This is a genomic window from Fusibacter sp. QWL-12 (assembly GCF_058683495.1).
The window spans coordinates 2,354,865-2,367,779 of the sequence record NZ_CM178745.1; the positions used below are offsets into that span (position 1 = coordinate 2,354,865).

Here is a 12,915-nt window from a genome sequence, read left to right on the forward strand (position 1 = left end):
GTAAGATGAAAGATATATTAGTAGTAGAAGATTTGACGACGCATTTCTTTACAGAAAAAGGCGTAGTTAAAGCAGTAGATGGCAACTCATTTGTATTAAAAGAGGGTCAAACCTTAGGTGTCGTAGGCGAGTCAGGCTGTGGTAAAAGTATTACAGCGATGAGTATCCTCAACCTAATCGAAAAACCAGGCAGAATTGTAAAAGGCTCAATCAAATTCAATGGCGAAGAATTAGTCGGCATTGATGAGAAAAAGCTAAGAACGTATAGAGGCAATGAAATATCAATGATCTTCCAAGAACCAATGACTTCTTTAAACCCAGTGTTTAGAATAGGTGATCAGATTGGTGAGTCGTTAAAGCTACACCAAAAGATGAACAAGCATCAGGCGACAGAGAAGGCAGTTGAGTTACTTAAACTCGTTGGTATTCCAAGAGCAGAAAAAGTTGTCAGAGATTATCCTCACCAATTATCAGGTGGTATGCGACAAAGAGCGATGATTGCAATGGCACTTGCTTGTAATCCAAAGATCTTAATTGCAGATGAACCAACAACTGCACTAGATGTAACGATTCAAGCACAGATCTTATCGCTTATGAACGATCTTCAAAAGAAGACAAACACAGCGATTATGTTGATTACGCATGACCTTGGTGTTGTAGCACAGATGGCACACCATGTACTGGTTATGTATTCAGGAAAAATCGTAGAATCAGCGTCAGCTGTAGATATCTTTAAATCACCAAAACATCCGTACACAATTGGTCTTTTAGAGTCAATACCAAATCTAGAAGAAGAGAAAGAGCGTCTTAACAGTATTGAAGGGGTTGTACCAAACCCATTCGAATTACCACAAGGCTGCTACTTTGAACCAAGATGTAAATTTGCGATGGAAAGATGTAAGACAGAGCAACCGGGTACTTACCAAGTTGGTGAAAACCACACTACTGCTTGCTTCTTACACTGCAATACGGAGGGTTAGAGATGAAAGAGAAAATATTAGAAGTCAGAGACATCAAAAAGTACTTCCCAATCAAGGGTGGCTTTTTACAAAAGACTGTCAATCATGTAAAAGCGGTTGATGGCGTATCTTTCGACGTATTGCGTGGAGAGACAATCGGTCTAGTAGGCGAGTCAGGCTGTGGTAAATCAACACTTGGCCGTACGATAGTAAGATTATATGAGCCAACTGAAGGTGAGATTATTTTCAATGGAAAAGACATTTCGGGCTTCAGAGGTCAAGAGCTCAAGCACTTAAGAAAGCAAATGCAATTAATTTTCCAAGATCCATACAGCTCACTAAACCCAAGAATGAACGTTAGTACAATCGTAGGTGAAGCGATGCTTGCACATGGTCTTGTAAAAAAAGGTCCAGAGTTCACAGAAAAAGTAACAGAAATTATTGAAATGTGTGGTTTATCGGCGTATCATATCAACAGATACCCACATCAGTTTTCAGGTGGACAAAGACAAAGAATCGGTATTGCAAGAGCACTTGCGTTAAATCCAGAGTTTGTGGTATGTGATGAGCCAGTATCGGCACTAGATGTATCAATCCAATCACAAGTACTCAACTTAATGATGGATTTACAAGAGAAGATGGGCTTATCTTACCTCTTTATCTCACATGACCTTAGTGTTGTAAAGCATATCAGCGATAGAATCGGTGTAATGTACTTAGGTTCATTGGTAGAGATGGCAGATAAGAACGATTTATATGCAAGCCCAATGCATCCGTATACAAGAGCATTACTTGCAGCTATTCCAGTAGCAGACCCGACAAACATTAGAAAAATGGAACCAATCATGGGAGAGATACCATCGAATGTTAATACACCATCAGGTTGTAAGTTCCATACAAGATGTCCATATGCTAAGGATATTTGCAAAGAAATGATCCCACCTGCAAAAGAAGTTGGTCCAAGACACATTGTTAACTGCCACTTCGCTGGTGAAATATAACAACATATAAATAATAGGTTATCTAAATGGGCGGTTTTGAATTGTTTTCACAGTCTGTTTATGATAACCTATTTTTGTAATTTGAAGACATTAACACTTTTTGACTAGAAGTACTTTGCAGAAGAGGTAATTATGGCAAATCAGAACTTTAAAATGGACTTTCATACACATACCAACTATTCACCAGATTCAAAGACAGAAATGAATCAATCAATTCTAACCGCAATTGATAATGATATAACTGATCTTGCATTCACAGATCATGTGGATTTTGATGCGGATATAGAAAGTGGTATTGGTGATTGGGATTTTGATCGGGATAAATATGCAGAAGAGATTAAAGTACATCAATCGAATTTTAAAGGTAAAATCAACTTGTATCATGGGCTTGAAATAGGGGTACAACCTCATTTGACAGATAGAAATAGTGACGTCGTAAAAATGAATCAATACGATTTTATTATAGCGTCACTCCACTCAGTTGAGAGGAGAGACCTCTATCATAGGAAGTATTTCGAAAACCACACGGATCTAGATGCTATTAGGATTTATTTTGAATCCTATTATGAGAGTGTCAAATCCTTTAAAGACTATAGTGTATTAGGACATTTAGATTTATACGTTAGATACAAAGAAGAGCTCGAAAAGGTAGACTTTAATAAGTACAGTGATCATGTAGAGGCTTTACTTAAAATGGTAATTGAAGATGGAAAAGGGATTGAAATAAATACTGGTGGCTTTAGATATGGGCTCAATTATGCAAATCCGAATCCCCAATTTTTAAAACTCTATAAAGCATTAAATGGTGAAATAATTACCATTGGTTCAGACGCACATACACTAGACTATTTAGGACATAAATACGATGAGACAGTAGCCTTATTAAAAGAGATTGGGTTTAAATACGTGAGTGTATTTAATAAACAGGTACCAAAATTTATTAAGCTTTAAACGAATTATAGATTTACAGAAGTAAAAGAATCAAAAGCGTACATGATCGAAGCACTAAACAATATGAATCTATAAATTTTAACGGAGGCATAATATGGAGTGGATCTCACAATTGAAGATGATTGGATTGAGTTTTGGCATAAAACTCATTACAGTACTTGCAGTGTTAATTATAGGATTTAAAATCGTTTCAATAATTGAACATCGGATGATGAAAATGAAATCATATTTAAAAATTGATCCAACTTTACAGTCGTTCTTAAAGTCATTTTCAAAAATGGGACTTAAGTTGCTTGTAATTGTTACGGCGATTTATACAGCTGGAGTTGAAATGACAACTTTTGTTGCCGTTATTGGTGCAGCTGGAATTGCTATCGGTTTGGCTTTGCAAGGTAGTTTATCCAATCTTGCAGGTGGGGTACTAATCATTGCACTCAGACCGTTTAAGGTTGGAGATTATATTGAAGGTGCAGGCAAGGCAGGAACTGTAACAGAAATTGGTTTGTTCTATACACACCTTACGACACCAGACAATATCGCAATCATTATTCCAAACGCAAATATGGCAAATAGTGCACTTGTAAATTATGGAGTGTTTCCAACTCGAAGAGTTGATTTAGAATTTTCCGTGGCATACCAGACGTCAATATCTGATGTAAAGAATGTGATCACTGGGGTAACGGATCAACATCCTTTAATATTAAAAGACCCTGAGCCATTTGTTAGATTAGCAAAGCACGGTGCAAGCTCACTTGATTTTAAGGTTAGAGTATGGGTTAATGCCAGTGATTATTGGGAGGTTTACTTTAGTTTATTGGAAGAAGTTAAGGAAGCATTTGATCAAGCAGGTGTAGAGATTCCTTATCCTCATTTGGCGATTATCAATCAAGAAAAGTAATGCAGAAAAGTAAAGCAGATAAAGACCTCTCATTAATAAGTGAGAGGTCTTACTTTGTGTAAAAATAGAAATGCAAATCGAATAAGTGGACACGGTCAGGTAATTTGGTGTAATTTCTACGGTCTAATGAATTTCTAATATTTCTCTGTCAAACTGACAACTTGTATCTAGATATTAAGATTTCTTAAGGAAATTAATACTTCAGATAATTGAAATCAGAATTTAAACTAGCGTCAAGAATGAAATTTGGGAATGTGTTGTAATTTGAACTATATAAAATAAATTGTATGGATTCTTGCAAGCGTTAGAATAAGTGGTGTTCAAATTTCTGAAAAAATACTTCGAATAACGTAATATTCTCACATCAATTATACTTATAGCATTACTGATAAATTTTATGTGCATTTCCAAAATGTTTCGGGATTTTAACATTCAAAATGTGACAGATTTTTATATTTTATTTTCAAGATTTTTGGTGTAGAATGAAAAATATCTTGAAACAAGATGTGAATAAACTTAAAACAGCTGGTAGTAAAAATCTTCTATATTTATAGGGAATACTTCGTTTTAAGTTTTTTATTATATGTTTTTTAATCTATTAAATTATGCTTACAATAATTTGAACAAACTGTGAATGAGCATTTTGATAATGACGTTAACTTGTCCTTTTGGGTTCAAATTTTTCTTTAATGCGAATTGTCGAACTATTTGAACAATTAAAAAATAATTCCAAGCACGCAATTATTTTTTTAACGTCAACGATTTTTCTTTGATATAGACCTTTGGGTTTATATAGAGCAGCAATGAAATCTTAGGATTTCAAGTTTAGCATTAGTAGAAGGAGGATTATTAAATGAAGAAGTCGTTAGTATTACTGCTTTGTCTAGTAATGGTAGCTTCAGCTTTCTTAGCTGGATGTAGCCCTAAAGAAGACAGCACAGTAACAGAGACAACTGCAGCAGGAGAATCTACAACTGCAACTGCAGGAGAAGCTACTACTGAACCAAGTGGTACATTAATCGTTGGTATTACAGAAGCATCGGGTAACTTTAACCCACTTTATTATTCATCATCATATGATGGATATGTTGTTAACATGGTATTTGAAGGTTTAGTATCAAGAAATATTGATGGTGAATACGAAGGCACTGTTGCTGAGAGCTGGGAATACTCAGAAGATGGCAAATCAATCACTTTCCACCTCAAAAAAGATCAAGTTTTCTCTGATGGACAACCTTTAACAGCTCAAGACGTTGTATTTACTTACTTAGTACTTGCTGACCCATCTTACACTGGCCGTTATAGCTCAGCTGTAAAAGATATGGTTGGATACGATGAGTACTATGCTGGTGAAACTGATACATTTGGCGGCGTTGAAGCTTTAGATGATTACACTGTAAGATTCAACTTCAAAGAAGCGCTTCGTGTTAACTTTGAAAACTGTACTTACGCAGTATTGCCACAACATTACTATGGTAAAGACTTTACACCAGGTAACACTGCTTCTGTAGAAGCAATTACAACTGATGCAATGGGTTCTGGTCCATATGTAATTTCTCAATTCAAAGAAAAAGAATTGGTATACCTTGAAAGAAATCCTCTTTATGTTGGCGAAGGCTACATGATTAAAGAGATTATCCTTAAATTCGTAGACCAAACTACTGATATCGTTGAATTAACAAGCGGTGGTGTAGATTTATTAGCTGGCGTTATCGATCCTAAGAAAATTTCTGAAGCTAGAAATTCAGGTTTTGCATTAAACCAATACAATAGAAGCGGTTACGGCTATATTAAAACAAACTGTGAATACGGCCCAACTGCTGATGCAAAAGTCCGTCAAGCACTTTACTATGCATTCAACGTAAAAGAATTCGTAAACAGCTACTACTATGATGCAGATACAGATCAAGTTCTTGCTGTTACTCAATATCACCCATTCTCTCAAATTTCTTGGGCGATTGATGATAACCTTGTAAACTCAATGATCCAATATGATTTCGACCTTGAAAAAGCTAAATCTTTACTTGATGAAGCTGGTTGGAAAGTTGGCGCATCAGGATTCAGAGAAAAAGATGGACAAGTTTTAGAACTTAAAATTGCAGCAATGCCTGATCATGATATCTTAGCAACTCTTATCCCAATGTGGGAAAGAGACTGGGGTCAAGGCTTAAACATCAAATTAACTGTTGCATACCTTGAGTTCAACACAATTCTTGACTATGTCATCTACAACTCAGATGCAAACGTTGAAAACTGGAGCTTATTCTTCCTTGCAACTTCTATCACAACTCCAGATCCTCATACACTTTACACTTCATTCCATTCAGACTACATCGGAAGCGGTATGGACAACACAAGCCGTTACAGCAACCCTGAAGTAGACAGATTGTTAGATGAAGGTAAAGCAATCATGGATATCGAAGAAGCGAAACCTGTTTACCAAGAAGTAGCTAAAATCCTTAATGAAGATGCTGTTATGATGCCAGTTTATGCAAATATCTACTTTGATATTTATGCACCTAAATTGGTTGATTTCAAAACAAGTTCTTTATATGATTGGGTAGCAGCACTTAAAGATGCTAAAATCGTAGAATAATTTAGATTTTAATCAAATGATAGGCGGTCGTCTAGACCGCCTTTATCATAAAAGAAAAGAGAGTGCTTAAGGAGTGAAGGGATGCTAAAGTATATTGCTAGGAGATTGTTACACTTAATCCCAGTGCTTTTGATCATTACGATTATATTATTCGCAATGCTTCAAATCATGCCTGGGGATCCTGTTAATGCGTATTTGGGGATTGGATCTAACGCAACAGTAGAGCAACAACAACAAATTAGAGAATTATTAGGACTTGACGAACCACTACCAGTACAATATTTCAACTGGTTAAAGAGAAGTTTATCTGGTGACTTTGGAACTTCATATAAGTTCAGAAAACCAGTAGCAGATGTAATAGGAAAATATATTTGGAACTCATTCTACTTAAATGTCGTTGCAATGATATTCGCATTTTTGATCGCGATACCAGTAGGTATCAAATCAGCAGTTAAAAAGTACGGTTTCTTTGATAACTTCTGGACGGTGTTCTCACTAACCGGTGTATCGATGCCATCGTTTTTCTTTGCACTTATACTCATATTTTTCGTAGCGATCCCATCGAAGTGGTTGCCACTCAACGGGATGCGAACTACCATTTACCTTGCAAAGGGGTATGATAGTTTTGGACAGGAAGTACTAGATGTACTTAAACATATGATCTTACCAGTAACCGTAGTTACTATTTCGTCTCTTGCAAGCTTAACACGTTATGTAAGAAACTCTGTAATCGAAGTCATCAATCAAGACTATATCAGAACTGCAAGATCGAAAGGTCTTTCTGAGAAAGTCGTTATCTATAAACATGCATTTAGAAATGCACTTTTACCGATCGTTACATTATTAGGTATGTATATCCCAGGATTATTCGGCGGATCGATCTTACTAGAAACCGTCTTTATCTGGCCAGGGATTGGACACGTTCTGTTCACTTCAATCGGTGACAGGGATTACTCGATGCTAATGGCAGCCAACACATTCTATGCAATCCTTATGTTAGCAGGTAACTTACTTGCAGACGTAAGCTATGCACTTGTTGACCCACGTGTTCGCGTGAAGTAACCCTAAAATCGAAAGAGGAGGCAGAAAATGGCTGAAAAGAAAGCAAAAACGGCTCGTAAAAAAAGAGCAGTTGGCCCATGGCAGATTGCGTTTGAACGCTTTAAAAAGAACAGAGTAGCAGTAGTTGGCGCATCTTTATTTATCATTATCGTATTATCGGTAATCTTTGTGCCAATGCTCTCACCATATGAAATATCAGAATTCAACTTAGCAGATAAAGAACAAGCGCCTTCTGCAGCGCACTGGTTAGGCACTGATGAACAGGGTCGTGACGTTTTACTTAGACTATTTGTCGGCGGTAGAATCTCTATCCTCGTTGGTCTTATGGCAGCGAGTGTATCTGTAATCATTGGTTCGCTAGTAGGTGGTATTGCGGGTTACTACGGTGGTGCAATCGATAACTTCCTCATGCGTATTGCAGAGATTATCTATTCGATTCCATTTACACCAACGGTTATCTCACTCTCAGCGGCACTCATGTGGCGCGTGAGCTCAGAGCAAAAGATGTACTTTGTAATGCTCTTAATCGGTATCTTAAGTTGGCCAGGACTAGCACGTTTGGTAAGAGGTCAGATCTTATCGTTAAGAGAACAAGAATTTATGCAAGCAACTGAGATACTAGGTATATCAGATAGATCAAAAATCGTCAGACACTTACTACCAAATACGTTAGCATTTATCATTGTTAGTGCAACACTCGGTATGGCAGGGGCAATCTTAACAGAAGCAGGTTTATCCTTCTTAGGTTTAGGTGTAACGCCACCGACACCAACATGGGGAAACATGGTAGAGCGTGCGAGAAATACGAATGTATTTAGAAACATGCAATGGTTATGGATTCCACCTGGTGTAATGATTATGTTGACAGTTGTAAGTATCAACTTACTAGGTGAAGGTCTTAGAGATGCCTTCGATCCAAAAGAGATAAGGTAGGTGTAAGATGAAAGATATATTAGTAGTAGAAGATTTGACGACGCATTTCTTTACAGAAAAAGGCGTAGTTAAAGCAGTAGATGGCAACTCATTTGTATTAAAAGAGGGTCAAACCTTAGGTGTCGTAGGCGAGTCAGGCTGTGGTAAAAGTATTACAGCGATGAGTATCCTCAACCTAATCGAAAAACCAGGCAAGATTGTAAAAGGCTCAATCAAATTCAATGGCGAAGAATTAGTCGGCATTGATGAGAAAAAGCTAAGAACGTATAGAGGCAATGAAATATCAATGATTTTCCAAGAGCCAATGACTTCTTTAAACCCAGTGTTTAGAATAGGTGATCAGATTGGTGAGTCGTTAAAGCTGCACCAAAAGATGAACAAGCATGAAGCGACAGAGAAGGCAGTTGAGTTACTTAAACTCGTTGGTATTCCAAGAGCAGAAAAAGTTGTCAGAGATTATCCTCACCAATTATCAGGTGGTATGCGACAAAGAGCGATGATCGCAATGGCACTTGCTTGTAATCCAAAGATCTTAATTGCAGATGAACCAACAACTGCACTAGATGTAACGATTCAAGCGCAGATCTTATCGCTTATGAACGATCTTCAAAAGAAGACAAACACAGCGATTATGTTGATTACGCATGACCTTGGTGTTGTAGCACAGATGGCACACCATGTACTGGTTATGTATTCAGGAAAAATCGTAGAATCAGCGTCAGCTGTAGATATCTTTAAATCACCAAAACATCCGTACACAATTGGTCTTTTAGAGTCAATACCAAATCTAGAAGAAGAGAAAGAGCGTCTTAACAGTATTGAAGGGGTTGTACCAAACCCATTCGAATTACCGCAAGGCTGCTATTTTGCACCAAGATGTAAATTTGCGATGGAAAGATGTAAGACAGAGCAACCGGGTACTTACCAAGTTGGTGAAAACCACACTGCTGCTTGCTTCTTACACTGCAATACGGAGGGTTAGAGATGAAAGAGAAAATATTAGAAGTCAGAGACGTCAAAAAGTACTTCCCAATCAAGGGTGGCTTTATGCAAAAAACCATCAACAATGTAAAAGCGGTTGATGGCGTATCTTTCGACGTATTGCGTGGAGAGACAATCGGTCTAGTAGGCGAGTCAGGCTGTGGTAAATCAACACTTGGCCGTACGATAGTAAGATTATATGAGCCAACTGAAGGTGAGATTATTTTCAATGGAAAAGACATTTCGGGCTTCAGAGGTCAAGAGCTCAAACACTTAAGAAAGCAAATGCAATTAATTTTCCAAGATCCATACAGCTCACTAAACCCAAGAATGAACGTTAGTACAATCGTAGGTGAAGCGATGCTTGCACATGGTCTTGTAAAAAAAGGTCCAGAGTTCACAGAAAAAGTAACAGAAATTATTGAAATGTGTGGTTTATCGGCGTATCATATCAACAGATACCCACATCAGTTTTCAGGTGGACAAAGACAAAGAATCGGTATTGCAAGAGCGCTTGCGTTAAATCCAGAGTTTGTGGTATGCGATGAGCCAGTATCGGCACTAGATGTATCGATCCAATCACAAGTACTCAACTTAATGATGGATTTACAAGAGAAGATGGGCTTATCTTACCTCTTTATCTCACATGACCTTAGTGTTGTAAAACATATCAGCGATAGAATCGGTGTAATGTACTTAGGTTCATTGGTAGAGATGGCAGATAAGAATGACTTATATGCAAGCCCAATGCATCCGTATACAAGAGCATTACTTGCAGCTATTCCAATAGCAGACCCGACAAATTTAAAGAAAATGCAACCAATCATGGGAGAGATTCCATCGAATGTTAATACACCATCAGGTTGTAAGTTCCATACAAGATGTCCATATGCTAAGGATATTTGTAAAGAAATGATCCCACCAGCAAAAGAAGTTGGTCCAAGACACATCGTTAACTGCCACTTTGCTGGTGAAATTTAAGAGTAAAGAAAGGAACCAATATGTTTAAGAGATTTAAAGAAGTGATGAAAAAAAAGGAAATTGATCCTGATAAAAGAGATGTCGAGTTTGAAAAGGGAGATTTTCTCGCACTTACAATCGCAGCTGCGATCACTATGTTTCCAGTTCTAATCGGAATCTTTGCACTCTTTGGTCTCATAGCATGGCTTATGTTTAAGTAGGTTCTCGTATAAAAAACAGCCCTTATCGTTGATTTAAGGGCTGTTTTCATATCTATAAGGGAAAATATTAAATAAAGTAAAAACCATTTAATACAGAGATTTCTGGGGCTTTTCTAATGCAGTTTTAATGACGATTTCACGATTTACTGCTAAAATTGACAAGTATATAAAAAAATTCAGATGGATTTGGGAACTTAATTTAATGTTAAGTCATTTTTAATAAATTGTATTTGCTTTTGTGATAAGCTTACAAGGAGTTAGATACATAAAAAAAACACCTTCAGTGATCAGCTGAAAGTGTTCCTTTTACTGGAGCCGACGGAGAGATTCGAACTCTTGACCTACGCCTTACCATGGCGTTGCTCTACCTGCTGAGCTACGACGGCACATCATTAGTAATTATAATTGAAATGAGAGGAAATTTCAAGAGCATATTAAATAGTTCGAATAGTCAGACATAAGTAGTTGTAGAAGACAAGCGCATCACAAATAAAGAGTATTGAAATTAGTTTTGTTGATTGTTTTGGAGTAAACATTTAAGGGGGAAGCAGCATGTCAGAACGAGAGAGCCTAAGTCGGGCGGCTAAAAAGAAACGTAAAGCCTCAAAGAATAAAACCGTATTTTATAAAAGATGGTCGTTTTATTTTGTATTGCTAATCGTGTTTGTTTTGTTGATGCATGGTACAACAGAATGGTTGATTACAATTGAACAGCCTTCTGATGACTGGTCAATTGGTTATAAAGCTTTGGAAGGTTTACCAACTGATGAACGATTGATTGGTATCTCTGAAAGTACAGATGGGGAAAATTATATTGTTGCGTATAAAACGTCAACTAGTATTGTTATCGCCTCATTGAATCATTTTGGTGTGTTACAATCAGAAGCGAAGGTGTCACTTGGTAGTGGACCAATATTGGCAAGTAAAGTAAAGCTTGTCAAAGTGACAGAAAGTAAGGATACAAATTACCTTTACTTCGGTGATCGTGTTAGCCTTTATCAAGTTGCATTTGATGCGAGTCTAAATCATGTTTCAGAGCCAATATTGGTATCAGAGCATGCTGAGCAGTTTGATATAGATGGTGCTTACGTTATCGCTGGAGATGATACAATCACTCAAATTTTCATGGAAGATCAAATCATCAGAGAAATTGATGGATATGAGAATTTAAAAAGTCTTGTCATCTGCTCTGATGGCGATATGGTCTACGCTGGTGTCAATACAGAAAAAAATGGGATCCTTTATCAAGTTGATTCAAAGTCAGGTGAGTATCATGATAGTGTTGTTATGAATCAAAATGACCAAAGATTCTACGGCTATTTTAAGGACATTATGCCAACAGAAAACAGCGTAACCATCATGTCGAGTCTGTTTGATCATTTAAGTCCCGGTGCACCTAGTGTGCTTGGTGTATGGCAATATGATAGAGCAAATCTGGCACAAGAGGACTTTACATTGTTTTATCATGTTAGAACCAGCCTGGAACCAATTTTGACTCATATAGAGGGTGATCAGGTCAGTTATATTCTTGGTGTGCAGCAAACGCTAGATAACGTAAGTAAGGGCTTGTCTAGATATCCACAAGTAAAGGGTGGCATCTATACCAATATTTCTTATTTTACACGACAAGGCGATATTTTAATTGAGAACACACGTTTAACATTAACTAGAAAGTACCCAATTGCATATTATTATTTTGAAAATGAAATGTCGGATCAGTTAATTTGGATTGATAAGGAAAACAATGCTGGTGTCCTCATGATGGCTGGAAATACGCCTGAGTGGATTCAATACGCAAAAACAAATCAACCGATAGACTTAGTTCAACTTTCTGGATATACACTCGTTGCGTTAGCAAATACTTTGTTTCTTGGTCTTGTTTCCTTTTTAATATCACTCTCAGACTATAATATATGGCTACTTGTTGTTCTAGTGGCGATTATCTTGTTTAGAAAATTAGCAAGATTTAAGCAAGAACAAAAGGACAATATCACCCAATATATACTGATGGGAACTGTTCTTGTTATAGGAGTTATAATGGTAGCTGCCCCGGATTCAGCATTTAGGTTATATCAACAAATATACCCTTGGTTCTTTGGCAGTACGGTTGCTTTGATTGCTATTCCATCGGCAATTGGGCTAATTGCACTTAGCCTATATTATCTTTGGAAAAAAGAGCACTATTACTATGTAAACTGGTTTTTACATTTTTCATTCTTTTTAGGCATGTATTTATTCTTCTACATGTTCGTCATCATGAGCTTTTTCGTGTCTGCCATGATGAAGAGTCATTTAATGATGTAAGGTAAGAATGTGACTAAAATAAAAGGCGATATTGTAAATCTGATTTGTT

The 12,915-nt window shown here is 37.0% G+C and carries 11 protein-coding genes and 1 tRNA gene; 11 read left to right on the forward strand and 1 reads right to left on the reverse strand.

All coding sequences use genetic code 11. The features are described from left to right. Positions 1-5 precede the first annotated feature (5 nt). From AC4PID_RS11470 to AC4PID_RS11515, 10 genes are all read left to right on the forward strand, one after another. Entirely contained in the window at positions 6-980 is a 975-nt protein-coding gene (locus tag AC4PID_RS11470; protein WP_492132134.1) for an ABC transporter ATP-binding protein, read from the forward strand. Positions 981-982: 2 nt separating this feature from the next. Further along, positions 983-1,960, forward strand: coding sequence for an ABC transporter ATP-binding protein (locus AC4PID_RS11475; RefSeq protein ID WP_492132135.1), 978 nt, complete (start codon positions 983-985; stop codon positions 1,958-1,960). A gap of 132 nt (positions 1,961-2,092) precedes the next feature. Next, a complete protein-coding gene (locus tag AC4PID_RS11480; RefSeq protein ID WP_492132136.1) occupies positions 2,093-2,911 on the forward strand; it encodes a histidinol-phosphatase HisJ family protein in 819 nt (272 codons plus the stop codon). Between the two features lie 94 nt (positions 2,912-3,005). After that, entirely contained in the window at positions 3,006-3,809 is an 804-nt protein-coding gene (locus AC4PID_RS11485) for a mechanosensitive ion channel family protein (protein ID WP_492132137.1), read from the forward strand. An 853-nt stretch (positions 3,810-4,662) separates the two neighbouring features. Further along, positions 4,663-6,405: an ABC transporter substrate-binding protein gene (locus tag AC4PID_RS11490; protein ID WP_492132138.1), complete on the forward strand. Its 1,743-nt coding sequence runs from the start codon at positions 4,663-4,665 to the stop codon at positions 6,403-6,405. Between the two features lie 81 nt (positions 6,406-6,486). Further along, complete coding sequence (locus AC4PID_RS11495; protein ID WP_492132139.1) at positions 6,487-7,467, forward strand: ABC transporter permease; 981 nt, start codon at positions 6,487-6,489, stop codon at positions 7,465-7,467. Between the two features lie 27 nt (positions 7,468-7,494). Beyond that, positions 7,495-8,400: an oligopeptide ABC transporter permease gene (opp4C, locus tag AC4PID_RS11500; RefSeq protein WP_492132140.1), complete on the forward strand. Its 906-nt coding sequence runs from the start codon at positions 7,495-7,497 to the stop codon at positions 8,398-8,400. A 7-nt stretch (positions 8,401-8,407) separates the two neighbouring features. Then, positions 8,408-9,382: an ABC transporter ATP-binding protein gene (locus AC4PID_RS11505; protein WP_492132141.1), complete on the forward strand. Its 975-nt coding sequence runs from the start codon at positions 8,408-8,410 to the stop codon at positions 9,380-9,382. A 2-nt stretch (positions 9,383-9,384) separates the two neighbouring features. Next, complete coding sequence (locus AC4PID_RS11510) at positions 9,385-10,362, forward strand: ABC transporter ATP-binding protein (RefSeq protein WP_492132142.1); 978 nt, start codon at positions 9,385-9,387, stop codon at positions 10,360-10,362. 20 nt (positions 10,363-10,382) lie between these two features. Then, positions 10,383-10,562 carry a hypothetical protein gene (locus tag AC4PID_RS11515; protein WP_492132143.1) on the forward strand — a complete coding sequence of 60 codons (180 nt, stop codon included), beginning with the start codon at positions 10,383-10,385 and terminating at the stop codon, positions 10,560-10,562. A 310-nt stretch (positions 10,563-10,872) separates the two neighbouring features. Here AC4PID_RS11515 and AC4PID_RS11520 read toward each other — a convergent pair. After that, positions 10,873-10,948 (reverse strand) — tRNA-Thr (locus AC4PID_RS11520). Positions 10,949-11,114: 166 nt separating this feature from the next. Here AC4PID_RS11520 and AC4PID_RS11525 point away from each other — a divergent pair. After that, a complete protein-coding gene (locus tag AC4PID_RS11525; protein WP_492132144.1) occupies positions 11,115-12,866 on the forward strand; it encodes a hypothetical protein in 1,752 nt (583 codons plus the stop codon). Positions 12,867-12,915: the final 49 nt, after the last annotated feature.